This window comes from Streptomyces sp. UC4497 (assembly GCF_054871485.1).
Genome location: NZ_JBTYHB010000014.1, coordinates 129,694 through 153,771 on the forward strand (window position 1 = coordinate 129,694; position 24,078 = coordinate 153,771).

At 71.3% G+C, this 24,078-nt stretch carries 24 protein-coding genes; 14 read left to right on the top strand and 10 right to left on the bottom strand.

Translation table 11 applies throughout. The features are described 5' to 3' along the window. Window positions 1-4: 4 nt before the first annotated feature. Window positions 5-625, top strand: coding sequence for an SUKH-4 family immunity protein (locus ACYSUO_RS21365; protein ID WP_461777799.1), 621 nt, complete (start codon window positions 5-7; stop codon window positions 623-625). Window positions 626-637: 12 nt separating this feature from the next. Here ACYSUO_RS21365 and ACYSUO_RS21370 read toward each other — a convergent pair whose 3' ends face one another. Both ACYSUO_RS21370 and ACYSUO_RS21375 read right to left on the bottom strand, forming a co-directional pair. After that, window positions 638-1,636 carry a mechanosensitive ion channel family protein gene (locus ACYSUO_RS21370; RefSeq protein ID WP_461777800.1) on the bottom strand — a complete coding sequence of 333 codons (999 nt, stop codon included), beginning with the start codon at window positions 1,634-1,636 and terminating at the stop codon, window positions 638-640. A gap of 171 nt (window positions 1,637-1,807) precedes the next feature. Then, complete coding sequence (locus ACYSUO_RS21375; protein WP_461777801.1) at window positions 1,808-3,226, bottom strand: GntP family permease; 1,419 nt, start codon at window positions 3,224-3,226, stop codon at window positions 1,808-1,810. Window positions 3,227-3,520: 294 nt separating this feature from the next. Here ACYSUO_RS21375 and ACYSUO_RS21380 point away from each other — a divergent pair, with 294 nt between their 5' ends. Both ACYSUO_RS21380 and ACYSUO_RS21385 read left to right on the top strand, forming a co-directional pair. Next, window positions 3,521-5,236 carry a sensor histidine kinase gene (locus ACYSUO_RS21380; RefSeq protein WP_461777802.1) on the top strand — a complete coding sequence of 572 codons (1,716 nt, stop codon included), beginning with the start codon at window positions 3,521-3,523 and terminating at the stop codon, window positions 5,234-5,236. Further along, on the top strand, window positions 5,233-5,904 hold the full coding sequence (locus ACYSUO_RS21385; RefSeq protein ID WP_461777803.1) for a response regulator: 672 nt from the start codon (window positions 5,233-5,235) through the stop codon (window positions 5,902-5,904). Before ACYSUO_RS21380 ends, ACYSUO_RS21385 begins: the two co-directional genes overlap by 4 nt. 16 nt (window positions 5,905-5,920) lie before the next feature. On the opposite strand, the gene ACYSUO_RS21390 is transcribed toward ACYSUO_RS21385, so the two are convergent. Next, entirely contained in the window at window positions 5,921-6,781 is an 861-nt protein-coding gene (locus tag ACYSUO_RS21390; RefSeq protein WP_461777804.1) for a helix-turn-helix transcriptional regulator, read from the bottom strand. 86 nt (window positions 6,782-6,867) lie between these two features. Between ACYSUO_RS21390 and ACYSUO_RS21395 the strand changes: the two genes are divergently transcribed. The 3 genes from ACYSUO_RS21395 to ACYSUO_RS21405 all read left to right on the top strand — a co-directional run bounded on the left by ACYSUO_RS21395 (window position 6,868) and on the right by ACYSUO_RS21405 (window position 9,961). Then, window positions 6,868-7,674, top strand: coding sequence for an SDR family NAD(P)-dependent oxidoreductase (locus ACYSUO_RS21395; protein WP_461777805.1), 807 nt, complete (start codon window positions 6,868-6,870; stop codon window positions 7,672-7,674). A gap of 190 nt (window positions 7,675-7,864) precedes the next feature. Further along, a complete protein-coding gene (locus tag ACYSUO_RS21400) occupies window positions 7,865-8,698 on the top strand; it encodes a DoxX family protein (RefSeq protein WP_461777806.1) in 834 nt (277 codons plus the stop codon). A gap of 75 nt (window positions 8,699-8,773) precedes the next feature. Continuing rightward, window positions 8,774-9,961, top strand: a complete 1,188-nt coding sequence (locus ACYSUO_RS21405; protein ID WP_461777808.1) for an MBL fold metallo-hydrolase — start codon at window positions 8,774-8,776, stop codon at window positions 9,959-9,961. Between the two features lie 46 nt (window positions 9,962-10,007). Here ACYSUO_RS21405 and ACYSUO_RS21410 read toward each other — a convergent pair whose 3' ends face one another. Next, window positions 10,008-12,341, bottom strand: coding sequence for a penicillin acylase family protein (locus tag ACYSUO_RS21410; protein WP_461777809.1), 2,334 nt, complete (start codon window positions 12,339-12,341; stop codon window positions 10,008-10,010). A 224-nt stretch (window positions 12,342-12,565) separates the two neighbouring features. Further along, complete coding sequence (locus tag ACYSUO_RS21415) at window positions 12,566-12,883, bottom strand: hypothetical protein (protein ID WP_461777810.1); 318 nt, start codon at window positions 12,881-12,883, stop codon at window positions 12,566-12,568. 70 nt (window positions 12,884-12,953) lie between these two features. On the opposite strand from ACYSUO_RS21415, the gene ACYSUO_RS21420 reads away from it, so the two are divergent. Both ACYSUO_RS21420 and ACYSUO_RS21425 read left to right on the top strand, forming a co-directional pair. Next, window positions 12,954-13,811, top strand: coding sequence for a LysR family transcriptional regulator (locus ACYSUO_RS21420; RefSeq protein WP_461777812.1), 858 nt, complete (start codon window positions 12,954-12,956; stop codon window positions 13,809-13,811). A 99-nt stretch (window positions 13,812-13,910) separates the two neighbouring features. After that, a complete protein-coding gene (locus tag ACYSUO_RS21425; protein ID WP_461777813.1) occupies window positions 13,911-14,255 on the top strand; it encodes a helix-turn-helix domain-containing protein in 345 nt (114 codons plus the stop codon). Between the two features lie 53 nt (window positions 14,256-14,308). Here ACYSUO_RS21425 and ACYSUO_RS21430 read toward each other — a convergent pair whose 3' ends face one another. The 5 genes from ACYSUO_RS21430 to ACYSUO_RS21450 form a co-directional block, all read right to left on the bottom strand. Then, complete coding sequence (locus ACYSUO_RS21430; RefSeq protein WP_461777814.1) at window positions 14,309-14,644, bottom strand: SCO5918 family protein; 336 nt, start codon at window positions 14,642-14,644, stop codon at window positions 14,309-14,311. Between the two features lie 51 nt (window positions 14,645-14,695). Then, a complete protein-coding gene (locus tag ACYSUO_RS21435) occupies window positions 14,696-15,013 on the bottom strand; it encodes a CBS domain-containing protein (RefSeq protein ID WP_461777815.1) in 318 nt (105 codons plus the stop codon). Between the two features lie 70 nt (window positions 15,014-15,083). Next, window positions 15,084-16,610, bottom strand: coding sequence for a DEAD/DEAH box helicase (locus tag ACYSUO_RS21440; RefSeq protein WP_461777816.1), 1,527 nt, complete (start codon window positions 16,608-16,610; stop codon window positions 15,084-15,086). 202 nt (window positions 16,611-16,812) lie between these two features. Further along, window positions 16,813-17,016, bottom strand: a complete 204-nt coding sequence (locus ACYSUO_RS21445) for a cold-shock protein (protein WP_020119326.1) — start codon at window positions 17,014-17,016, stop codon at window positions 16,813-16,815. A 324-nt stretch (window positions 17,017-17,340) separates the two neighbouring features. Beyond that, complete coding sequence (locus tag ACYSUO_RS21450) at window positions 17,341-18,240, bottom strand: NAD(P)H-binding protein (protein ID WP_461777817.1); 900 nt, start codon at window positions 18,238-18,240, stop codon at window positions 17,341-17,343. Window positions 18,241-18,307: 67 nt separating this feature from the next. Between ACYSUO_RS21450 and ACYSUO_RS21455 the strand changes: the two genes are divergently transcribed. From ACYSUO_RS21455 to mdlC, 6 genes are all read left to right on the top strand, one after another. Beyond that, window positions 18,308-19,117 carry a LysR family transcriptional regulator gene (locus ACYSUO_RS21455; protein WP_461777818.1) on the top strand — a complete coding sequence of 270 codons (810 nt, stop codon included), beginning with the start codon at window positions 18,308-18,310 and terminating at the stop codon, window positions 19,115-19,117. Between the two features lie 88 nt (window positions 19,118-19,205). Next, window positions 19,206-19,787, top strand: a complete 582-nt coding sequence (locus ACYSUO_RS21460; RefSeq protein WP_461777819.1) for an LOG family protein — start codon at window positions 19,206-19,208, stop codon at window positions 19,785-19,787. 84 nt (window positions 19,788-19,871) lie between these two features. Continuing rightward, window positions 19,872-20,828, top strand: coding sequence for an ABC transporter substrate-binding protein (locus tag ACYSUO_RS21465; RefSeq protein WP_461777820.1), 957 nt, complete (start codon window positions 19,872-19,874; stop codon window positions 20,826-20,828). Next, the gene (locus tag ACYSUO_RS21470; RefSeq protein WP_461777821.1) at window positions 20,825-21,610 is read left to right on the top strand and encodes an ABC transporter permease; all 786 of its coding nucleotides are present in this window, start codon (window positions 20,825-20,827) and stop codon (window positions 21,608-21,610) included. Before ACYSUO_RS21465 ends, ACYSUO_RS21470 begins: the two co-directional genes overlap by 4 nt. Before the next feature lie 62 nt (window positions 21,611-21,672). Then, window positions 21,673-22,431, top strand: coding sequence for an ABC transporter permease (locus tag ACYSUO_RS21475; RefSeq protein ID WP_461777822.1), 759 nt, complete (start codon window positions 21,673-21,675; stop codon window positions 22,429-22,431). Then, a complete protein-coding gene (mdlC, locus tag ACYSUO_RS21480) occupies window positions 22,428-24,074 on the top strand; it encodes a benzoylformate decarboxylase (protein ID WP_461777823.1) in 1,647 nt (548 codons plus the stop codon). The genes ACYSUO_RS21475 and mdlC overlap by 4 nt, the downstream gene beginning before the upstream one ends. The last annotated feature ends 4 nt before the right edge of the window (window positions 24,075-24,078 follow it).

Genomic DNA, 24,078 nt, shown 5'->3' on the forward strand with positions numbered 1-24,078 from the left:
AGCCATGCTCTTCGACGTCACCCGTGGCGTCCTCGCCGACACCTTCGGCGAGGACCGCCTCGTGACGCTGCCCGCCACCGCCTTCCCGCCGTCCGTCGCGGACACCGAGGGCGTACGCCTCCTGCGGACCGTCGGCGTCCCCACCGGGACGCTCCTGCTGTACGAGCCCTCCGCGGAATCCGGCGGGCTGCCCCTCGTCCAGGACGTCGCCGACATCGAGGACTTCGAGGGCTTCGAGGACGCTCCGCCGATGGCGGGCACCTGGCCCGTCATCGGCTGGCTGCTCAACGCGCACCTCGCCCTCGATCCCGTTTCCGGCAAGGTGTACGCCATCGACACCGACGAGGAGACCGTGCAGGGGCTGCACGCCGATGTCTCGTCACTCATCCACGTGACGCTCCAATTCCAGCGCGTGCTGGAGGAGTTCACGTTCGGCGACGAGGACGAGGAGGCCGGGTTCGAGCGCCTGGACCGCGAGGTCGAGCGCATCCGCCAGGAGACAAGCGACGTCGACCCGCTCCCGTTCCTGCACGACGAGACCGTCTGGTCGGCGATCGGGGACGAGATCGCCATGGGCCAGCGCTTCGTGGACGGCTCACCGGGAGCGCGCTCGCTCTACGGGTGACCTCGGTGTCGCTCAGCGCGAGAGCGGAGCGTCCTCCGCGTCGGCGTCCTTGCCGCCCCGCACCCACACCGCGCGCTGCGGGAAGGGCAGTTCGATGCCGGCCGCGTCGAGGGCCTCCTTGGCCCGGCGGCGCAGCTCGCGCGTGACGGCCCACTGCTTCAGCGGCGCGGTCTTCACGACGAGCCGCACCACGATGCCGTCGGCCTCGATGGACTGCACACCCCACACCGACGGGTCCTCCAGCAGAACACCCCTGTAGTCGTGGTCCTCGCGCAGCGACATGCCGGTCTGCTCCAGCACGGCGAAGACCTTTTCCAGGTTGGAGTCGTACGCCACCGAGACGTCGAGCACCGCGCGCGCCCACTCCTGGCTGTCGTTTCGGACGCGCATGATCTCGCCGTTGCGGATGTGCCACAGGCCGCCGTTGAGGTCGCGGACCTGCGTGAGACGGAGACCGACGTGCTCGACCTCGCCGATGGCCTCGCCGAGGTCGACCGAGTCACCGACGCCGTACTGGTCCTCGATCATGATGAGCATTCCGGCCAGATAGTCGGCGACGAGGCTCTGCGCGCCGAAGCCGATCGCCAGACCCACCACGCCGGCGCTGGCGAGCAGCGGGCCGAGCGCGATGCCGATCTGGTCGAGGATCATGGCCAGGCCCATGACGGAGATGACGATGGTCACGATGCTGCTGAGCACCGAGCCGATCGTGCGCGCCCGCTGCTCGCGCCGCTCCTGCGCCCGGGAGGCATCGCGCTGCAGCACGGCGGGGCCACGGGTGGTGCGACGCGGCTCGGTGTCCTGCTCGCCCGACTGCAGGACCCTGTTCACGGTCCGGGTTATGGCGCGCTGGGCGAGCGCGCGCACCAGCATGGCACCGAGAACGATCAGGAGGATGCGGAGCGGAACGCCGACGAACGTGCCGAGGTTGTCCCGCAGCCACTCGGGGGCACCGGTCACCGGGTTCTCACTGCTGAGGGGATACGACGTGAACGCGTCAAGGGATGACACGGGGAAGCTCCGTTCCGTGGCGGGTCAAGTCCGTGGCAGGACAAGGGAGTACACGGGGAAGTACTCGGCGCCCGAACCTATTGACCCCTCTCCGCCGAGGTCAAAGCGGTGGAGAGGGATGTGTGGAGCCTTCACGTGTCCCGACGGGACCTTCGCATCCTCGTCACCGTGTCACGCCAAAAGCGACAGCAGAAGTGTCATCAGCAGACCGCAGACACTCACCAGTGTCTGGATGACGGTGTGGGACTTGGTGGCTTGACCGAGTGTCATCCCGAAGGACTCCTTGACCAGCCAGAACCCCGCGTGGTTCACGTAGTTGAGGCCCACGGAGCCCGCGCCGATGGCGACGACGAGCAGCGAAGTGGTAAGGCTCGACTCCGTGGCGGCCATCGGGGCGAGCACTCCGGTGGCGGCGACGATGCCCACCGTCGCGGAGCCCGTCGAGAACGACAGCAGCAGCGCCAACAGCCAGCCCAGGACGAGTACGTTGAGGTGTGCGCCCGACGCGGCCGACTCGACCGCCTTGCCGATGCCGGAGTCCTCGAGGACCTGGTTGAACGCGCCGCCGCCCGCGATGATCAGCAGGATGCCGGCCACGGACCGCAGGCTCTCGCCCAGGGAGTCGCGGATCGCCTCGCCGCCCACTCCGCTGGGCAGTGCCACCACGAACAGTGCGAAGAGCAGTCCGAAGAACATCGCGACGACCGGCGAACCGGTCAGGGCGAGGGTGTGCCGCAGCCCGGCGGGCAGCGCGGGCACGAGGTCGGCGACCGTGTTCAGGAGCATGAGGACGACGGGGACCAGGACCGCGGCGACCGCCCAGCCGGTGGGCACGTCGCGGCGCGGGCGGCCGGACTCCGTGGTGTCGGCCGAGGTACCGGAGTCGGCACCCGCGGCTCGGTCACCGGTGAACTGGGCGACGAGCGCCCGGTCCGGCCGGACGTCGAGGCGCGGCGCGATCCACCGGCCGTAGACGGGGCCCGCGAGGATGACCGTGGGTATCGCGCACACCAGGCCGACGCCGATGGTCAGACCGAGGTTGGCGTGCAGGCCGTTCACCCCGATCAGCGGTCCCGGGTGCGGCGGCACCATGCCGTGCAGGGTGCACAGGGCGGCGATCGCCGGGGCCGCGAGGGCCACGTAAGGGGAGCCCTTGACGCCGTGGTCGTCGCGCAGCCGCTGCGCCACGCTGAAGATCAGCGGCAGCAGCACGATCAGGCCGACCTCGAAGAACATCGGGATGCCGATGACGAACGCCGCACCGGCCATGTACCACGGCAGTGATCGGCGGCCGGCCCGGTGGACGATGAGGCGGGCGATGCGGTCGGTGGCTCCGGAGTCGGACAGCAGGCGGCCCAGCATCGCTCCGAAGGCGAGGGTCACACCGACGTCGCCGAGGATCGAGCCCGCGCCCGACTCCAGTGACTCGGCGATCTTCTCCGCGGGTTCACCGGCGGCGACGGCCGCGGCGAGCGAGACCAGCGTCAGGGCCAGGAAGGGGTGCAGGCGCAGCCGCGTGTTGATCAGTGCGATCAGCGCGACGATGGACAGGACGAGGATGGCCAGGAGTCCCCAGGTGTGCGTGGTCACCGGCAACCTCCGCGCGTGCTGTCGCGCAGGCCGTCCCTGGCCTTGGCGGTGGGTGGCGTCATGGGGGAACTCCTGGTCAAAGCGGCTCGGGCAGGAAGGATCAGCAATGGATCGGCGAACGCGCACGGGGTCGGCCGGGGGATGATCCGGGTGAACGTATCCCGCTGCGCTCCGCGCCGAACAGGTTGCGCGCGCAAGCCGCGAAACCCGCCTTGTGCGGGTTGTGCTCATTGAGTGCACGCCCGGGACGGGGCCCCTGGAGGATCCACGGGAGGCGGCGGATACCGTCGCGACGTGAGGTTCTCCAGGTCCAAGCGGTGGCGCGGTCGGCGCCTGCGGCTGCGTACCCAGGTACTGCTGCTGCAGAGCGCGGTCGTCGCGCTCGCCCTCACCGCCGCCTTCGGGGCCTTCGCATACGTCAACGATCGCCATGTCGAGCGCGAGTACCAGCTGCGGGCGCTGGGCGTGGCCCGCACCGTCGCCGCGAATCCGGTCGTCCGTGCGCAGGCGGCCCGCTACTCCGTGTCCGGCGACGGGCACCGCAGGGCCCGCGCGGAGAACGAGGTCGACGCCCTCGCCGAAGGACCGGTGCAGGCGCTGGCGCAGGCCGCCCGGGCGCGGACCGGCTCCCTGTTCGTGGTGGTCACGGACGACCGCGGCGTCCGCCTCGCCCACCCGCAGAGGAGCCAGCTCGGACGCATGGTGAGCACCGACCCGTCACGTGCGCTCGCCGGGCACGAGGTGCTCGACCACGACCACGCGCACCTCGGCGAGGAGATCGTGGCGAAGGTCCCCGTCTACGCCCCGCACAGCCGTCGTGTGGTGGGCGAGGCCAACGCGGGGGTCGCCGCGAGCCACGTGCACGACCAGATCGTCCGCGTACTGTTCGTCGGTCTGGCCTGCCTGGCGGTGGCACTGCTCGTCGGTGTGATGGCCTCCGCCGCGCTCGCCCGGCGGTGGCGGCGGCTGACGCTCGGCCTGGAGCCGGAGGAGCTCGTGGGTCTCGTGCAGGAACAGGAGGCGGTGCTTCACGGCATCGGCGACGGTGTGCTCGCGCTCGACGCGCAGGAGCGGGTGACGGTCGTCAACGACGAGGCGCGGCGGCTGCTCGCGGTGGACGGCCCGGTGGGTGCCCCGGTGTCCGATTGGGGCCTCAATCCACGGGTGTTGGCGGTGGCCCGCGCGGCCCGGCCGGACGGCGGGGGCGGTGAGCCGGTGGTGACCACGGCGGGCGAGCGGGTCCTCGTGGTGTCGGCGCGGCGGGTGCGCAGGGCCGACCGGGACCTGGGCACGCTCGTCACCGTCAAGGACCGCACGGACGTCGAGTCGCTGACACGGCAGCTGGACGCGGTGCAGGCGATGAGTACGGCGCTGCGCGCCCAGCGCCACGAGTTCAGCAACCGGCTGCACGTGGTGGCAGGCCTGGTCCACGGCGGCCATCTGACACAGGCGGCCCGCTACCTGGAGGAACTCCTCGGCACGGGCTCGACGTCGGTGTCCCTGCCCGGCCTGGACGCGGTGGACGACGCGTACCTGCGCACCTTCCTGCGCGCGAAGGCGGCCCAGGCACGGGAGAAGGGCGTGGCCCTGGTCATCGGCGAGGGCACCTGGGTGGACTCCCCCGTCACCGAACCGGTCGATGTCACCACCGTCCTCGGCAACCTGCTGGACAACGCCGTGCACGCCGCGGGCGAGGGCGGCCGCACACCACGGCACGTGGAAGTGGAACTCATGACGCACGGCACGACGCTCGTCATCACCGTGGCGGACAGCGGCGACGGTGTCCCGGCGGCCCGCACCGAGGACATCTTCGAAGAGGGTGTCTCGTCCAAGGAGGACACCTCGACGCCCGGCGGCCGCGGCGTCGGCCTTGCGCTGGTGCGGCAGATCGCACACAGCCGCGACGGAGAAGTCGACCTGGTGACACCGGGCGGTCCGGACAACGACGAGAATCCCGGCGGCGCCGTGTTCGTGGCACGGCTGCCGGGCGTACTGGAGGAGGCACGGTGAGCGAGAGGACCACGCTGTCGGTGCTGGTGGTGGACGACGACTTCCATGTGGCGGGCCTGCACGCCTCCCACGTGGCGCAGGCCCCCGGATTCACGGTGGTGGCCACCGCGCAGTCGGCCGAGCAGGCACGCGAGATCGTACGGGAGCGGCAGGTCGACCTGGCCCTGGTGGACGTGTACCTCCCGGACGGCTCCGGCGTGGACCTGGTCCGCGAACTACCCTGCGACAGCTTCATATTGAGCGCGGCAACGGAGGGAGGAACCGTGCGCGCGGCGCTGTCAGCCGGCGCACTCGCCTACCTGGCGAAGCCGTTCCCTCCGCAGCGCCTGATCGACCGCCTGCGCGGCTACGCCCGCTACCGCCGCACGTTGGACTCCCCGCACGTCGACCAGGACACGATCGACGAGGCGGTGGCCGCACTCTTCGCTCCCCCACCACGCCGCGACCGCCCCACCGGCGCGCACGCCGCCACCCGCCAACTGGTGCTCTCCACCGTCCGGGGAGCCCACGGCGCCCTGTCCGCCGCGGAGGTGGGCCAGGCCATCGGCATCTCCCGCGCCACGGCCCAACGCCACCTCGCGGGCCTGTGCACGGACGGCCTGCTGCGCATGCGACTGCGGTACGGGGCCACGGGGCGCCCCGAGCAGGAGTACCGACCGGCGGGTTGAGGACCTTCGGCGGCGATTACGTGTGCCGGGGCAGGACTCCGCCCCCAACGGCACCCACCACACCCAACAGGGCCAGGGTCTCGGCGTCCCGGGATCCCGGTGGCGCGCTGTAGAGGACGAGGCGCTGGTCGCGGTCGGTGAGCGCGAGGGCGTCGCAGTCGACGGTGACCTCTCCGACGACCGGGTGGCGGAAGGTCTTCGTCAGCGTCAGCTGGGACCGCACATCACGAAGCTCCCACAGCCGGGCGAACTCGCGGCTGCTGTCTCGCAGTTCGGCCACCAGGCCGGTGACCGCGGGGTCCCGTGGATAGCGGGCGAGGGCGCCCCGCAGCTCCATGACGACGTGGTGGCGGAACTCGGCGGCGTCGGAGATTCCGTAGAGCGGCGCCTCGGGGTGCACGGGGCCAAGAAACGCCCGGCGCGCCAAGTTGCGCTCCTCGGGGGACAGTTCGGCGTAGTCCTCCATGAGCGCGGCCGCCAGGTCGTTCCACGCGAGCACCTCGAACACGGCGGACGTCACGAACGCGGCCGTCTGCGGCAGCCGTTCAAGGAGCGCGAGGATGCTCGGGCGGACGTCGCGCCGGTGCAGTCCACTGCGGTTCGGCGCGGTCCCGGCGAGGACGTGGAGGTGGTCGGACTCTGCGTCGGTGAGCCGCAGGGCATCCGCGATCCCGGCGAGCACCTCGCCGGAAGGACGCGGCGCGCGGCCCTGCTCGAGCCGGACGTAGTACTCCGTGGAGATGTGCGCGAGGACCGCCACTTCCTCGCGGCGCAGCCCCGGTGTGCGGCGCCGTGCCCCGGAGGGCAGGCCGACGTCCCGCGGCTTGAGCCGCTCGCGTCGGCTACGGAGGAACGACCCCAGCTCCTGCTTGTCCATACCCCCAGTGTGCCCGCGGCGCGGCCCTGCAGCCTGGTACCGGTTGTGCCTGTATCGGGCCGGAGGCCCGCGCCGACACTCGCCTCATGACGAACTCCACGACGCAGCACATGACGCAGCACACGTCCCACCCGCCCATCGGCCTGCTCACCGGAAAGGTCGTGTTCATCACCGGCGCGAGCCGCGGTATCGGGGCCGCCGCGGCCCGGCTCTTCGCCCGCGAAGGCGCCGCCGTGGTGCTCGCCGCGCGCGGCACCGAAGCGCTCCGGCGCGTCGTCAACGAGATCCGCGCCGATGGCGGCACGGCGGACGCCGTCACGCTGGACCTGGCCGACCGGGACAGCATCCGCGCGGCCGTCGACCACGTCGACGAACTGCACGGTCGTCTCAACGGAGCGTTCAACAACGGCGCGGCGATCCAGCAACCCGGGCCGCTGCACACCACGAGCGACGAGGACATCGACGTGCAGTTCGCCGTCAACTTCCGCGCGCACTGGACCGCGATGACCGCCGAGGCCGCGCTGATGCGCCGCGGCGGGGGCGGGTCGATCGTCAATACGTCGAGCATCGGCAGCCGCCGCGCGAACCCCGCCCTGCCCGCGTACGGCGCCATGAAGCGCGCGCTGAACAGCATCACCGAGACCGCCGCGGTCAGTTGGGCCCAGGACGGGATCCGGGTGAACGGCCTCACGCCCGGCGGCACCGCCACGGAGATGATCGACGCGTGGGAGGCCGCGACCCCGGGCGTCGTCGACCATCTGAAGGCGGCGATCCCCCTCGGGCGGATGGCCGAACCCCACGAGGTCGCCGAGGCGGCGGCGTGGCTGCTCAGCGACAGGGCGTCGATGGTGACAGGTGCGGTGGTGCCGGTGGACGGTGGGGCGGGGGCCTGAATCGACCGGGCGGATGCGATGTGCCGCTCCCCCGGCATCCACGCGGTGGATGCGCGGCATCCGAAGTCGCGATGACCCGGAGGATTCCCAACCGGCCCTGCCACCAGCACAGTTGCGCATACGTCACCGGCCGACGCGCCCGTGACGCGCTCCAGGCACCGGCATGTCACCCCTCCGAGAGGACCCCGTCATGGCCCCTTCCAGGACCACGGCGCTGCGGCGCGCCCTTGGCATCGCCCCGCTGCACGGGCTGCGTTCCGTCGGCCCGTGCGTGACACGGGTCGCCTGCGGGGCCGTCATGGCCGTGCACGGCGTGGACAAGCTGGTGCACGGTCCCGACGGCTTCGGTGCCTTCCTCGCGAGCCTGGACGTCCCCGCGCCCTCGGCCGTCGGCTGGGCCGTGGCCCTCGGTGAGTCGCTCGGCGGGCTGTTCCTCGTCGTGGGGCTGCTGTCCCGGCTCACGGCGTTGCTGCTGTCGGTCCATCTGTGCGTCGCGCTGGCCCTGGTCAATACGGACACGGGCTTCATCACGCCGCAGCAGGGCGCCGCGAGTGGCGCGGGCGCGGAGTTTCCGCTGGTGCTCATCGCCGGCTTCCTCGCCGTCGCGCTCTCGGGTCCGGGCCCGGTGGCGCTCGACCGGGTCATCGGCATCGAGGGGCCACCGACGGCCGGGCCGTCCGGCGCCGCGCGCCGCGTCATGTCCACGGGGCCGGGTCCTTCGGCGGTCCGTGTGTCGCTCGTCAGCGGGCTGATCGGGGGTGTCATCGGCGCGGTGATGAGCGCGGTGGCCAACTACCTGGTCGTGGGCATGCCTACGAGCGCTGGGGCCAACGCCGCCAACCATGCCGTGTCCGGGCTGATCAGCGGATTCCTCGCCGGCTTCCTCGGACTGTGGACGCATCTGCGCAAGACCGGCCGGGGGCCCGCTGCCGCGAGCGGGGAGCCGGGCAACCGTCCGGACGCGACCCCGGTGGCGCCACCCATGTCCCCCGCGTCGCCCGTCTCCCCCGGGTCCGACGCCTGACGTCCGCCGCCCGACATCCCGAGCACGCCCGACACCCCGAGCCCGCCCGCTCGGGTCCAAGGAGGTCCACCACACGTGTGCCATCTGCTCGACCACGCCCTCTCCCACAGCGCCCCGGCGCCCCGCACCAAGCGGCGCCGCTTCCTTCAGGCGTTGGGCGCGACGACCGCCACCGGCGGCCTGCTCGCCCTCGGATCAGGGACCGCCGCCGCCCGCTCCCAGGCCACCGGACGCGCCACGAGCCGCCATCGCACCCGTCTGGTTCTGCTCGGCACGGCCGGCGGCCCGGCCTGGGCGGACGGCGCGCGATGCGGCGTCTCCAGCGCGATCGTGTACGAGGACCGGGTCTACATCGTCGACTTGGGACAGGGGGCGCTGCACCGGCTGGTACAGAGCGGGCTCGGCCCTGACGACCACCTCGGCTCGTCGCTCACGCGGGTACGAGGTGTCTTCCTGACCCACCTGCACAGTGACCACGTCGCCGACTGGCCGTCCCTCTACGCGACAGGACCCTCGAACATCGTGGGCCGGACCCTGCCGCCCATCGAGGTGTTCGGCCCCGGCGACCGCTCCACGCTGCCCAGCGTGTTCCCTCCCGACCGGCAGGCACCGCCCGTCGTGAACCCGGACCGCCCGACGCCCGGCATCTCCGCGATGACCGGCTACCTGAACCAGGCGTTCGCCGCCGACTTCAACGGGCGCGCCCGCGAGTCCAACTTCACCATGCCGGACGACCTGTTCACCGTGCACGACATCAACCTGGACGGCGTATGGGACATCGATCCGGCCGGAATACCGCCGCGGCTGGAGGAGCCGCTGTCCGTCTGGGAGGACGGCGACGTGCGTGTCACGGCGACCCTCGTCGACCACCGGCCGATGGCGCCCACCTTCGCGTACCGCTTCGACACCCCCGACGGCTCCGTCGTCTTCTCCGGTGACACCTGCGTCAGCGACAACCTGATCCGTCTGGCGCGGGACGCCGACTATCTGGTGCACGAGGTGATCGACCCCCGGTTCGTCGACGAACTGGTCGCGGCGGTCCCCGAGGCGATCCGTGAGCCCCTGCGCGAGCACCTCCTGACGAGCCACACCACGATCGAGCAGGTCGGACGGGACGTCGCGGAGCCGGCGGGCGCCCGCAACCTGGTGCTCAACCACCTGGTCCCCGCGACGAATCCGGCCCGCCGCTGGAAGTCGGCGCAGAAGGGCTACTCGGGCAGGCTGATCGTCGGCGAGGACCTGCTCCACCTGGGAGTGGGCTGATCCTCGGCGACGATGCCGCCGGCACGGCCCCGGTGCGGCAGGCCGCTCAGGACGCCTCGGCCGGAAGGAGCCGCACGCGGCGTTCGGCGATCTTCTCGACCGCCGCGCGGGTGTAGGCGAGCGGGAAGTACTCGCCGTCGAGCCAGGGTTCGGCGAGGTCGCGGTAGTGCGGATCGTCCGGGTCGCCGGACTGACCGGGGGTGTTCACCGCCACCGACGCGTCCCAGTCACCCACGTCCAGGACCACGCGGAACGAAGGTCCGCTGGTGTGCAGGAAGTCGCTGGTGCGGTAGGTCGCCGCGTTGACCGTGTCGGGGGACCCGCCGCTCGGCATCGGGCCGACGTCGAAGCGGGCGCGGTCGGTCTCGCTGAGCGCCGCCGACGCCGGGTGCTGGAAGAGGCTGTGGTGCAGTGCACCCCACCGCCACTTCCGCTCGTCGTCCCCCAGCAGCTTGCGCACCTCGGCGTAGGCCGAACCCAGTGTGTCGAGCAGCAGCCGGTCGCGGGCCGCCGCGTCCTTCAACCACCGTCCCGGCTTCTCCAACTCGCCGAGCAGCACAAGGGTGTCGGCGTCCTCGATCAGCTCGGCGGCCTTCGGTACCGCGGCCCGTACGAAGCCGGGGCCCAGGTGCCGGGACAGCCACACCTCGAACAGGGCCGCGGCCCCCGAGTCCGCCGATTCGACGGCATCCCAGGTGCGCAGCAGGCGCAGGGCCCGGCGGCGGTCTGGTTCGCTGCTCTCCAGGCGGGCCAGCAGGGCGGTCAACCGGCGGGCGGGTATGGACAGTTGGTCGTGCTGGAGTGCCTGCGAGTCGGCGATGGTGTGCTGGTGCTGCTTCGAAAGCACTTCGACGATCCGCTGGTGGCGGAAGGGGTTGGTCCACTCGTAGCCGAGTCCCATGTCCTGGTACGCGGGCGGCAGGTTGAACTGGTTGGCGGTGGCGATGAACCCGGCGGCCGGGTTGAGGGTCCGCGGCAGGTCGTCCCCCGAGTAGAAGCCGTCCCACTCGCAGCGGCCGTCGCCGGGCACCGGGAGCAGCCCGTCGTACCCGACCCGCTTGGGTGCGAGCCCGCCGGGCACCCAGCCGATGTTGCCCTCGACGTCGGCGTAGACCTGGTTCTCCGTCGGGGCACCCCAGTTGCGCATGGCGTCGGTGAACTCGCGGTAGTTGCGTGCCCGCATGTAGGCGACGCTGCCGAAGTACGGTGACGTGCCCGCTTCCAGCCACGCGGTGCGCACCGCGTAGGCGAGGTTGTGCTCCTCGTCGACGTGGATCACGGGCCCGTGCCGGGTGAAGGCCAGCTCGACGGGATGGTCCTCCTCCCCCGCGACGGCTATCCGCTCGTGCAGCACCTTCATCGGTTCCCAGCCGTCCCGGTACCGGTAGCGGCTGCGGTCCTTCGGGTCCAACTCGTATACGTACAGGTCTTCCTGGTCCATCGGGAAGATGGTCAGGCCGAAGGCGACGGTGCCGTTGTGCCCGATGGAGATGCCGGGGAGGGCCGGTTCCCCCGCGCCGATGACGTCGAGGCCGGGCGCGCTGAGGTGTGCGAGGTAGCGCAGCGAGGGCGCCGAGTAGGAGCGGTGCGGGTCATTGGCGAGGATCGGCCGCCCGGTGGCGGTGCGCTGCCCACCGATCACCCAGTTGTTGGATCCCTCGGTGGTCGCGTCGCGCACGACCGCCCGACGTACCGCCCCTTCGCTGAACTCAACTTCCTGGGTGGCCAGTTCGAAGACCTTGAGCACGTCGTCGGGGAGCACGCACGGGTCGAAGCCGTCCGGCACGCGTGCCTTGTGGTCCGGCTGCAGTCCCTGACGCACCAGGTCGGCGTCCACTCCGGCGGCGCAGGCGACCTGGGCGCGCTTGACCTCGCTGGTCAGGTTGCGGGTCAGTCCGTGGCTGCGGATGCGGACCACGTCCTCGGGGCCCCAGTGCGCGGGCCGGTAGCCGAGCAGGTGGAATTCCTCGGGGAGTTGGTCGGGGTGGGCGTCCAGCCAGTCCACGTAGGCGTTGATCCCGGCGGTGAACTGCGTCGCGATGCGCTGCGCGTCCTCGGCGTAGCGCGCCCACTCGACGTCCATGTCACCGCGGTACAGGAACAGGCGGGTGGCCCGGTCCTGCGCCACGTAGTCGACCCCCAGGACGTCGGCGAGCTCGCCGAGCCCGCGCCTGCGCCACAGGTCGATCTGGAAGAGGCGCTCACGGGCGGCGTTGAAGCCCTGCGCGAGGAACACGTCGTGCTCGTTGTCGGCGTAGATGTGCGGCACGCCGTAGCGGTCCTCGATCAGCTCGACCGGCGCCCGCAGGCCCGGTACCCGGTAGTCGCGCGGTCCGGCCGCCGCCGCGCCCGCCGGTGCTGCTCCCACGACATCGGCCATCACACCAACCCCCGACATTCCCACCGCCGTTGCCGCCAGTACCTGCCGTCTGGAGAACCGCCCCTGCCCCGCGTCCGCCACAACAACCTCCTCGTCGGTCAACAGATTCCTGACACGAACGGCTCGAGGCTAGGAGGAAGCGGAACGCAGGACGAGGGGCGCGTCGTTTCGTTCATATTGACCGCGGGCGGCCGCCACGCCCGCCGGAGTTACTGACGCCGCGTTCAGTCCAGCGGCTCGTGGTTCACCCAGGCGACCTTGTACGGGTACCGGGCCTGCCAGCGATGGATGAGCTCCCCGACGCCGGGGTCGGCGAACGCGGCGCCGAGGGCTTCCATGTCGGCGACGCCGAACTGGACGACTGCCGTGGCGATCATCGCGGGGATGGCCTCCTCGCCGGGAACCGGAATGTGCCGACGGGTGGCGGACGTCCGGACGTGACCGGAGTCGACCATGACCTTCTCGATGTCCTGAAGGAATTGGTCGAGGTCGGCGTCGGGGAGGGGGCCGTCGAAGGATACGAGCATCGTGTGGTGAATCATGCAGCCATCGAAACAGCAGGCGGGGCGCCCCGTCCAAGATCCGCTCGGCCTCGAACGATAACCTGGAGGCATGGCTGATCTGGAGACACGGGAGATCGAGTACGTCGTCGCGGTCGCCGAGGAGCTGCACTTCGGCCGCGCCGCCCAGCGCCTCTCGATCGCGCAGCCGGCCCTGTCGAAGGCGGTCCAGCGCGTGGAGCGACGGCTCGGCGTCACGCTCTTCGTCCGCTCCAGCCGCCAGGTCGCACTGACACCGGCCGGCGAGGCCCTGCTGCGGGACGGCCGGTACGCGCTGGACGCGGTGGCAGCCGCTGCGGAGCGGGCCCGTCGGGCCGCGGACGCGGGGACGCGGCTGCGGCTCGTCCTCAAGCCGGGCGGCGACGCCGATCTGCTGTCGGCGATCCTCGCCGCGTACGCCGAGGGTTCCGATGCCCGCCGGGTCGAGATCGTGTTCAGCGGCCCCGCCGACCGCGCGGATCAACTGCGGGACGGGCGGGCCGACGTGGGGCTGTTGTACGTACCGTTCGACGATCTGGAGGGTCTGGACCACGAGACGCTCCGCATCGAGGAGCGCGTCGCCGTCCTCCCCGCGGACCACCGACTGGCCACGCGCGAGGCGGTGCGGCTGGCCGATCTGAAGGACGAGCCGATGCCGCGCTGGAAAGGGGTGCCCGGGATCGGGGGCGACGGCGGGACCGGCCCCGAGGTGCACGACGTCGCGGAGTTGATCCCCTTGGTCGCGGTGGGCCGCGCCGTGGCCGTCCTGCCCCGCTCCTTCGTCCGCCCGGTCCCGCCGGGGGTGGCTTGCGTACCCGTCGCGGACGCCCCTGAGAGCCGCCTGGTGCTCGCGTGGCCGACTCAGGCGGCGCATCCGCTCCTACGGGCGTTCGTGACGGCGGCGGTCGGGGCGGCCAAAGTACGCGCGTAACCGCAGATGGTGTAGGAAGTTCCTTCGAGGCCCTGAGGGGCCCTGGGGCCGTACCGCAGGTACCAGGGCCCCTCAAAGATGTTCCACAGAGAGGTGCAAGTGACAGCAGACGATTCGCTCGGGCGTCTCGATGACGACGACTACCCGGCCTACACCATGGGCCGGGCCGCCGAATTGCTCGGGACCACCCAGGGGTTCCTCCGTGCCATCGGCGAAGCCCGCCTCATCACCCCGCTCCGCTCAGAAGGCGGTCATCGCCGCTTCTCCCGCTACCAGCTGCGCATCGCCGCGCGCGCCCGGGAACTCGTCGACCAGGGGACGCCCATCGAGGCCGCCTGCCGCATCATCGTGCTGGAAGACCAACTCGAGGAAGCGCAGCGCATCAACGCCGAATACCGCCGCGCCGAAGCGGGGGGCTCCGCGACCGCGGCCGAGGACAACTGAGGGCGCAACGCCAGTGGGGCCCGAGCGGCGTGCCGTGCGGGCCCCCATGCGTTTCAGAATCCGGTACCCATGTCGCCGGTTCGGACCGGCGTGTTGGTGCCGAGCATCGCGGAGGCCCGCTCGAGCGGGTCGAGGCTGGGCGCGGGTGCCGGCTCGGGGGCCGTGTGGCAGGTGAAGCCGAGCTTGGTCATGGCCCGGAGGACTTCGGCGGCGGTGAAGTCACGCCGGTCCTGACGGGTGATGACCTGCCCGACCTGCTTGACGGGGTACTGGCGGCGGCCGATGGTCACGGTTTCGCCGGTGCTCGGCTCGGGTTTGATGCCCTTCATCGATTCCAGTACTCCGTTCTTGGTGAGATCGAACGGGAAGCGGGCGATGACGCAGCGCATGGGTCCTCACAAAGGAGTAGGGAAGAACGATCCGGCCTGAGGGGCAACGGTTCAGCGGGAAAGGGCGAAGGCTACCGAGGTGGTGATCGGCGCGTGGACGCCGAGGATGCGGACACCGAGGATGTCGCGCAGGCAGACGCGGTCCGTGTAGGCGGAACCGTCGCGGACGGCGGTGAGTTCGGCCCGGGTGACCACGCCTGTGCCCTGGTCGTCCCGGTCGCAGACGACCAGCCGGCCCGTGTGCGCGGCGTCCATCACGGACAGCGCCACCTCGACGCTCATGTCGTCGCACACCCGCGGTCCGGCCGGGTCCGGCCCGTCGGCCGTCTTCCGGCGCACGGGGCCGGCGATCGCCGGACGGGACTGCATCTGAACCAGTGTCAAAAGGTGCCTCCTGCAGAGATGGAACGACTTCCTGATCACGAAGGTGCTGAACTCCCTAGGCCGCCGGGTCGACGGCCGTCTTGCGTACGCTGCCGCGCCGGTTCGCGGAAGCGCCGCGGCGACCCCGGGAGGAGGTGCCGCGCTTGGGGCGGTCGGCCGCCGGTGCGGCGATGACGACCGGAATACCGGACGGGGTCTGGGCGCCGGTGATCCGCTGGAGGGCCTCGTCGCCCGAGCGTACCGGGGTTGTCTGCGGCCGGATACCCGCATCCGACATGAGGCGGACCATGGCCCGGCGCTGGTCCGGGGTGACGAGGGTGACGACGCTGCCGGACTCACCGGCGCGAGCGGTGCGGCCGCCGCGGTGCAGGTAGTCCTTGTGGTCGGTCGGCGGGTCGACGTTGACGACCAGGTCCAGGTTGTCGACGTGGATGCCGCGCGCCGCGACGTTGGTCGCGACCAGCACGCTGACGTGCCCCGTCTTGAACTGCGTCAGCGTACGAGTGCGCTGCGGCTGGGACTTGCCGCCGTGCAGCGCGGCGGCCCGCACCCCGCTCTTGAGCAGGTCCTTGGTGAGCCGGTCGACGGCGTGCTTGGTGTCCAGGAACATGATCACCCGGCCGTCGCGGGCGGCGATCTCCGTGGTGGCGGCGTGCTTGTCGGCGCCGTGCACGTGCAGGACGTGGTGCTCCATCGTCGTGACCGCACCGGCCGACGGGTCGACCGAGTGCACGACCGGGTCGCTCAGGTAACGGCGCACCAGCAGGTCGACGTTGCGGTCCAGGGTGGCGGAGAACAGCATGCGCTGCCCCTCCGGGCGCACTTGGTCGAGCAGCGCGGTGACCTGCGGCATGAATCCCATGTCGGCCATCTGGTCGGCCTCGTCGAGCACCGTGATGGCGACCTCGTCCAGTCCGCAGGCGTCGCGGTCGATGAGGTCCTTGAGCCGGCCCGGGGTTGCGACGACGACCTCGACGCCGCCCCGCAGCGCGCTGGACTGCTTGCCGATCGACATCCCGCCGACGACCGTGGCCATCCGCAGCCTGAGGGAGCGGGCGTACGGCGTGAGCGCGTCCGTCACCTGCTGTGCGAGCTCGCGCGTCGGTACGAGGATCAGTCCCAGCGGCCGGCGGGGTTCGGCACGCTGTCCGGCGGTCCGGGCGAGCAGCGCGAGGCCGAAGGCGAGGGTCTTGCCGGAGCCGGTGCGCCCGCGGCCCAGGACGTCGCGGCCGACCAGGGAGTTCGGCAGCGTCGCGCCCTGGATCGGGAACGGCACGCTCACGCCCTGCCTGCCGAGTTCGGCCAGCAGTTGCTCGGGCAGGCCGAGATCGGCGAAGTCGTCGACGGCGGGCAGCGCGGGGGTGATGGTCTTGGGGAGCGCGAACTCGCCCTGCACCGCGGCGGGTCGGCGGCCGTGACCGCCGGAGCGGCCCTGTCCACCGGGCCGGCCCTGGCCACCGGACCGGGCCTGCCCGCCGGAAGGACGCGGCGCCGCCGAGCCGAAGCGGTTGCCGTCATTTCCGGCGAATCCGTTACCACGACGGTTACGGGTGGAGCGATTATTTGTACGTGTGCGGTTCATGCGGAACCTTCCTCGATGCGGTGCATATCAAGGAATCCCCGCAGCGAAGAGCCGCATGGAGAATTACAAGTATGGACCGATGGTAAAAACAAGCGGCCCGACGGAAATCCACGCGAACACAGTGGATCCGGGGCGCGGACGCATGCAGCTGGGGCCCGCACCCCGAAGGATGCGGGCCCCAGCTGCACAATGCGCGTCAGAGTCAGGCCGGAACGATGTTCTCGGCCGTCGGGCCCTTCTGGCCCTGCGCGATGTCGAAGGAAACCTTCTGGCCCTCGAGCAGCTCACGGAAGCCCTGGGCGGCGATGTTCGAGTAGTGGGCGAAGACGTCGGCGCCGCCGCCGTCCTGCTCGATGAAGCCGAAGCCCTTTTCCGAGTTGAACCACTTCACGGTTCCAGTGGCCATGTCATATCTCCTTGGGGCAGTACATCGGCACCCGCACCGTGCGGATGCCGTGTCGCCGTGATGATTACCCCGCCCGGAAAATGACCCGGAAATACAAGAGCGCTCCGACCCGCAAGAGCAGGTCCGGGGCACTTGAAGTTTTGGGAACCACAACTGCAACTTGAACCGAGACTAGCACGCAGAAACAGCCTGCACCCACCACGGAATTCGGGTTTTCCCGCCCCGACAGAAACTCTCACTACATGGTCCGCAAAACCCTCATCGCGCGGACATAGATATTGGGTCACCAGTAGCGCAGGGTCCTGACATCCGCCGGTGGCGCGCTCACGCCCGGACCGCCGGCTTGAGGACCTCCTCGCACCAGGTCCGGAAGGTCGTCGGGCTCGCTGTCCGGTCGGTGCGCGGCACGCCGGTGTCGAGGCCGGCGTCCTTGGCCGTCATCATGGCGACGAAGCCCTCCACGACCGCGTCCCCAGCGCCGTGGCCGGTGAGCGCAGCACGGAAGTCGTCGAGCGGCTGTCGCTCGTAGCGGACCGGGCGGGCGAGCACCTCGGACATGATGCGGGCCATGTCGTTCGGCGACAGGTCCTCCGGGCCCAGCACCGGGACCTCGTCCGTCCCCGACCAGGAGCGGTCGAGCAGCAGGCCGGCGGCGGCCGCGGCGATGTCCCGGGTGGCGGCCAGCGGGGCAGCGCGATCGCCGTCGACGATGTCGGTGAACACGCCGGTGTCACGGATCGGGGTCACCTGCCGCAGCAGGTTGTCCATGAAGGACGGGTTCGCGAGCGCCCGGTAGGCCACGCCCGTGCCGGCGATGAGATCGTCCATGGCCAGCGACGCCGTCACGTGCCCGGCGCGCCCGGCGACGGGAGTGCCGCGGCCGAGCGCCGAGACGCCGACGACATGCCCGACGCCGTGCGCCGCGAACGCCTTGGCCGCGGCGCGGGTGAACCCGGAGTACACGGCGTCCAGGCTGGGCGCCCCCGGGGCCGAGGACGGGACCACCCAGAAGACGGCGTCCGCGCCGTCGAAGGCCCGGTCGACGACGTCGGCGTCGCCGTGCGAGCCGGGGAAGACGTGGACCCGGGCCCGTACCTCCTCGGGGAGTTTCGCGGGGTCGCGCACGATGACGCGCAGCTCCTCGCCGCGCTCGGGGGCCTCGTTCAGCAGCGTGTCGAGGACCTGGCTGCCGATATTTCCGGTGGGAGTCGTGAGCACGATCATGCCTCGAGTCTCGGACCCGTTCCCGGGAGCGTCCAATACCCTTCCCGACAATCAATACCCTGGAGGTATGGATCTCGATCTGCGCAAGCTCCGCCACTTCGTAGCGGTGGCCGAGCACCGCCACTTCGGCCGGGCGGCGCAACAGCTCTACATCGCCCAGCCGGTGCTCAGCCGCCAAATCAGGGCCTTCGAGCAGGAGTTGGAGTGCACCCTGCTCGCACGGACGAGCCGCAGCGTGGAGCTGACCGCTGCCGGGCAGCAGCTGTACGCGGAGGCGCAAGGGATCCTCGCGTCCGTCGCGGCAGGGGTGCAGCGCGTACGCGACGCGGAGCGTGGCGTCCAGCGCCTCGTCGTCGCGTTCTCTCCCGGCCTGCATGTGGCGGACGCCATCCGGGAGTTCGCCTCGCGCCACCCGGACGTGGAGACGGACCTCGTACCGGCACGCTGGTGGGAGCAGGAGGCGCCGCTGCGGGACGGGCGGGCCCAAGTCGGTTACCTGCGGCGCCCGTTCGAGGATGCGGGCCTGCACGTCATCCCCATCGGTCGGGAGCCCAGGGTCGCCTGCCTGCCGACGACACACCCCTTGGCGGACCGCGCCGAGCTCACCTCCGCGGATCTGGACGGCGAGCGGGTGCTCGACGCCCCGACGCGGCGGACGTCGTCCCTTGAAGAGAAGTTCGAACTCATCGCCTCCGGCCACGGCATCGCCCTCGTCCCCTTGAGCGTCGCCCGCTCGTACTCACGCCCCGACCTCACCCACATCCCCCTCACGGACGCCCCGCCGATCGACACGTGCCTGGTGGCCCCCGAGGGGCGGCGGGACAAACTGCTGCGCGGCTTCCTGGAGATCGCCACCGCCGTGCTGCGGCAGGCCTGAGCGGTACGCAGGACAGGGAAAGCCTTGGTCAGCCGTGACACGCCCGTGGTAGACCGGAGCGTCCACCGCGACCGATCCGGAGATACCCATGCGCCGCCTCGCCGTCTTTCTCGCCTCGTCCAGCGGGGTCGACCCGGCCCACACCGAACTGGCCGTCCACGTAGGGGAAGAGCTCGCCCGGCGTGGCATCGGCCTCGTCTACGGCGGTGGCCGCCGAGGCCTGATGGGTGCGATCGCGGACAGCACGCTGAAGGCCGGCGGCGAGGTCATCGGTGTCATGCCGCGCAGCATGGTCGAGCGGGAGTGGGCGCACGAGGGCGTGACCCAACTGCTCATGTGCGACTCGATGCACGAGCGCAAGGCCATCATGGCCGACCATGCGGACGCCTTCGTCGCCCTGCCCGGCGGACTCGGCACGCTGGAGGAGATCTTCGAGGTGTGGTCCTGGCGCCAGCTCGGCTTCCACGCCAAGCCTGTCGGCTTCCTCGACGCCGGAGGCTTCTGGACCCCACTGCTCGACGCCCTGCACGGCATCGCCGCCTCCGGCCTCCTCCCGGCCCCCACCCTGGACGATCTCGCCGTCGCCCCCGAACTGCCCGGCCTACTGGACCTGCTGGAGGAACGCCTCCGCAACAGCCCGGAACCCGCGCACGGCGAAGGCCTGCACTAGCCCGGCCGCCCCGCCGCGGCCCCAGAGGCCCTGTGGCGATCACCGCCAATCACCTGATAGGCAATGATTGTGACGTTACGTCAGGTGAAGACGCGAACGGGTGGGGCGGCGGTCGCCGTCACCACACTTGCCTTACTGATGACGGCCTGCGGGGACGACGGTTCGGACGGTTCCGGCGGCGGCCAGGACTCCCAAGTCACCGTCGCCGCCCTGCCGTTGACGGACTCCGCCGCGCTCTACATCGCCCGCGACCGCGGGCTGTTCAAGAAGGAGGGGCTGGATGTCCGCATCCAGCCCGTTCAGCAGAGCATCCAGGCGCTGCCCGCCCTGTCCAAGGGCCAGGTCGACGTCATCGCGAGCGCGAACTACGTGACCTTCCTGCAGGCCCAGGAGAAGGGCACGCTCGACGTGCGCATCCTCGCGGAGGGCGTGCGGACGGCGCCGCACATGATGGACGTCCTGGTACCGAAGGACTCCCCCATCAAGAACGCGGACGACCTCAAGGGCAAGAAGGTCGCCGTCAACATCCTCAACAACATCCAGACGCTGACGCTCGACGCGATCCTGGAGAAGCAGGGCGCCGGCGAGCCCGCGTACCGGCAGATCGCGTTCCCGCAGATGGGCGCCGCCCTGGAGAAGGGCCAGGTCGACGCGGTGCATGTCGTCGAGCCCTTCGACAGCGCGATCCAGAGCGACCTCAAGGCCAAAGTCCTCATCGACGGCGCCGCGAGCCCCGTCGAGTCGCTGCCCATCAGCGGCTACGTCACCACCGCCCAGTACGCGAAGCGGAACCCGGACACCGCCGCCAAGTTCAAGCGCGCCATCGAGGCCGCCTCGAAGATCGCCGACGAGGACCCCTCCGCCGTCCGCAAGGTGGTGCCCACGTACAGCAAGGTCAAGGCCGCGCAGGCCAAGTCGATGGCGCTGCCCGCGTATCCGTCGAGGACCGATACCGATCAGCTCCGCCGGCTCATCGAACTCATGCGGAAACAGGGGCTGTTGAAGAAGGCCGTCGACCCGTCGACGCTCGTCGTCAAGTGAACGGGCGCGGCCGCCGGGACGCCGGGCTCGGCATCCTCGGCGTGCTGCTGGCCTTCGGCGTCTGCGAGGCGGTGTCTCGCGCCGGGATCGTGCGGCGCGAGTATCTGCCGCCCGCGTCCGACATTCTCGCCCGCTCCGTCGAGCTGGCGGGCGACCCGGTGTTCCTCGACGGGGTCGGCGCCACGCTGCGCGCCTGGGTGCTCGGGCTCGCGCTCGCGTGTGCGATCGCCGTGCCGGCCGGGCTGCTGCTCGGGAGTGTGCCCCTCGTCGACGCCGCGGTCCGCGCGATCGTGGAGTTCCTGCGGCCGCTGCCGTCCGTCGCGCTGATCCCGCTGGTGTCACTGCTGCTCGGCTCCGGCACACAGACGGAGGTCGCGCTCGTCACGTACGCCTCGGTGTGGCCGATCCTGTTCAACACGATGTACGGCCTCGGAGAGAGCGAGCCGCTGGCCAAGGACACACTGCGCGCCTTCGGCTTCGGCCGGGCCGAGGTGCTGCTGCGCGTCGAACTGGTCGGCGCGGCGCCGTTCATCGCCGCAGGGATCCGCATCTCGGCGGCTGTCGCGCTCGTCGTGGCCGTCGCCACGGAGCTGCTGTCCGGGTTCGGCGAGGGCCTCGGCATCTTCATCGCGCAGGCCCAACAGGCCACGGACGGCAACCGGGACGTGCTCGCGGGTGTGGTGTGGGCGGGCGTGCTCGGCCTGCTGATCAATGGCGTGCTGGTGTGGGGCGAGCGGCGGTTGTTCCCGTGGACGCCCGAACGGCGGGCGGTGCGGGCATGACGCAGACGGTGCGGGCGCCAACTCGCCGGTCAGGTAGATCAGTTGTCCGGTCCGGCACCCTGTTGCGCTGGCCCGTCCTGGTGCTCGCCGTCGCGCTCTGGGAGGTGGCGGTCCGCGCGCACGGCAGTGTCTTCTTCCCGCCGCCGTCCCGCATCGCGCGCCACGCGTACGAGCTGTGGTTCTCGGGGCCGGTCCGCCATGCGTTCCTCACCGACGCCGCGTTCGACACGATCGGCCCGAGCCTCGGCCGGATGGCGGCCGGTTTCCTGCTCGCGGCCGTGGCCGGGATCGTGCTCGGGGTGGCGATCGGCCGCTCCCGGCGGGTGTACGCGCTGTGCGATCCGGTGCTGCAGTTCGCGCGGGCCGTGCCGCCGCCCGCCCTGGTCCCGGTCTTCGTCGTGGTCCTCGACTTCGGTACGCCGATGCAGATCACGTCGATCGTGTTCAGCGCCGTCTGGCCGGTTCTCGTGAACACCGCGGAGGGTGCCCGCAACACCGATCCGCTGCGCCTCGAGGTCGCCGCCACGCTGCGGCTCACGACGGCCGAGCGACTCTGGTACGTGATCGTGCCGTCCGCGCTGCCCCGGATCTTCGCCGGACTGCGGCTCAGCCTGTCGCTCGCCTTGATCCTCATGGTCTTCTCCGAGCTGCTGCCGGGGACCGAGAACGGCATCGGCTTCATCCTCACCGACGCCCAGTCGCGCTCGGACCTGCTCACCGTGTGGGCGGCCCTGGCCCTGCTCGGCGTCCTCGGCTATCTGCTCAACACCGGCCTGCTGGCCATCGAGAAGCGCGTGCTCGGCACGGGGAGGACGACATGACCACGACGGACGAGGCCACCCACGGGGCGCCAACCACGGTGCGGGACGCGGTCGTCGGGCTGCTGCGCGCCACCGGCATGACCACGGTTTTCGGCAATCCGGGCTCCACGGAGCTGCGCATGTTCCGCGACTGGCCCGACGACTTCCGCTACGTCCTCGGCCTCCAGGAGTCCACGGCTGTGGGCATGGCGGCGGGGCACAGCCTGGGCACGGGGCACGCGGCGTTCGTCAGTCTGCACTCGGCGGGCGGCGTCGGGAACGCGCTCGGCGCCGTCTTCAACGCCTATCGCGACCGGGTGCCGCTGGTGATCGTCGCCGGGCAGCAGGCGCGCTCCCTGATCCAGCTGCGCCCCTTCCTCGGAGCCGACGAACCGACCCAATTCCCGCGCCCTTACGTGAAGTTCGCCCGCCAGCCCGAGCGTGCCGAGGACGTCCCGGCCGTCCTCGCGGAGGCGCACCGCGTCGCGATGACCCATCCGCGCGGTCCGGTGTTCGTGTCCGTACCGGAGGACGACTGGGACCAGGCGGCGGCCCAGCCGGTCGAACCGCGGGCGGTGCACACCGACTTCACGGCGAGCCCCGACGCGCTCGCCGCGCTCGCCGCCCGGCTCGACACCTGCGCCCGCCCCGCGCTGGTCATCGGCCCGGGCGTCGACGACGAGGCGGCACTGCCCGAAGCCCTCGCGCTGGCGGAGCGGATCAGGGCGGGCGTCTGGATCAGCCCGCTGTCCGGCCGCTCCGGCTTCCCCGAGTCGCATCCGCTCTTCCAGGGCTTCCTGCCGCCGGTGGCGGGCCAGTTGGCCGCGCGCCTCGCACCGTACGACGTGGTGGTGGCGCTCGGGACGCCGGTGTTCACGTACCACGTGGTGGACGACAGCCCACCCCTCGCGCCCGGCACCGAACTCTTCCACCTGGACTGCGACCCGGCCCAGGCGGCATGGCTGCCCACGGGCACGAGCCTGGTCACGACCCTGCGCCCGGCGCTGATCCAACTCGCCGGGCTCGTGGGCGAGTCGGGCCGCGAGCCCCCTCCGCCGCGCGTCCGCCCGCACCCCGTGAGCGCCGCGGACAGCAGTCACCTCACGCCCGAGCTGGTCCTCGACGAGCTGTACCGGCGTCTGCCCCGCGACCGCGTCCTCGTCGAGGAGGCCCCCAGCCACCGCGACGCGCTCCACGCCCGCGTCCCGGTCGACCGCTCCGGGGGCTTTCTCACCACCGGCAGCGGAGCCCTCGGCTGGGGGCTGCCACTGGCCGTCGGCCGGGCGCTCGCGGACCACCGGCGCGTGGTGTGCGTGCTGGGCGACGGTTCGGCGATGTACTCGGTGCAGGCACTGTGGACGGCGGCCAGGCACCGGGCACCGGTCTCGTTCATCGTCCTCGACAACGGTGGCTACGGGGCGGTGCGCGCGCTCGGCCGCCGGATCGGCATCGATCCCGCGCCCGGGACGGACATCGGCGGCATCGAATTCGCGGCGCTCGCCGCCTCGTTCGGCTGCGCGGCCCACTACGCGGACCGTCCGGACGACCTCGGCAAGGCCCTCGACCGCGCGGTGACACACCTCGGCGACGAGGACGGCCCCCACCTGCTGCACCTCAAGGTGGCCGGCACCGAGGGCACGCTCTACGAACCGTGGGCCGGGTGAGGGC

Bases quoted from the DNA above. Each gene is read 5' to 3' on its own strand.
- ACYSUO_RS21390 (WP_461777804.1), bottom strand. From the start codon at position 6,781: ATGGACAAGCAGGAGCTGGGGTCGTTCCTCCGTAGCCGACGCGAGCGG.
- ACYSUO_RS21440 (WP_461777816.1), bottom strand. From the start codon at position 16,610: ATGAACCGCACACGTACAAATAATCGCTCCACCCGTAACCGTCGTGGT.
- ACYSUO_RS21420 (WP_461777812.1), top strand. From the start codon at position 12,954: ATGGCTGATCTGGAGACACGGGAGATCGAGTACGTCGTCGCGGTCGCC.
- ACYSUO_RS21460 (WP_461777819.1), top strand. From the start codon at position 19,206: ATGCGCCGCCTCGCCGTCTTTCTCGCCTCGTCCAGCGGGGTCGACCCG.
- ACYSUO_RS21395 (WP_461777805.1), top strand. From the start codon at position 6,868: ATGACGAACTCCACGACGCAGCACATGACGCAGCACACGTCCCACCCG.
- ACYSUO_RS21445 (WP_020119326.1), bottom strand. From the start codon at position 17,016: ATGGCCACTGGAACCGTGAAGTGGTTCAACTCGGAAAAGGGCTTCGGC.
- ACYSUO_RS21365 (WP_461777799.1), top strand. From the start codon at position 5: ATGCTCTTCGACGTCACCCGTGGCGTCCTCGCCGACACCTTCGGCGAG.
- ACYSUO_RS21410 (WP_461777809.1), bottom strand. From the start codon at position 12,341: ATGGCCGATGTCGTGGGAGCAGCACCGGCGGGCGCGGCGGCGGCCGGA.
- ACYSUO_RS21430 (WP_461777814.1), bottom strand. From the start codon at position 14,644: ATGCGCTGCGTCATCGCCCGCTTCCCGTTCGATCTCACCAAGAACGGA.
- ACYSUO_RS21455 (WP_461777818.1), top strand. From the start codon at position 18,308: ATGGATCTCGATCTGCGCAAGCTCCGCCACTTCGTAGCGGTGGCCGAG.
- ACYSUO_RS21450 (WP_461777817.1), bottom strand. From the start codon at position 18,240: ATGATCGTGCTCACGACTCCCACCGGAAATATCGGCAGCCAGGTCCTC.
- ACYSUO_RS21400 (WP_461777806.1), top strand. From the start codon at position 7,865: ATGGCCCCTTCCAGGACCACGGCGCTGCGGCGCGCCCTTGGCATCGCC.
- ACYSUO_RS21435 (WP_461777815.1), bottom strand. From the start codon at position 15,013: ATGCAGTCCCGTCCGGCGATCGCCGGCCCCGTGCGCCGGAAGACGGCC.
- ACYSUO_RS21415 (WP_461777810.1), bottom strand. From the start codon at position 12,883: ATGATTCACCACACGATGCTCGTATCCTTCGACGGCCCCCTCCCCGAC.
- mdlC (WP_461777823.1), top strand. From the start codon at position 22,428: ATGACCACGACGGACGAGGCCACCCACGGGGCGCCAACCACGGTGCGG.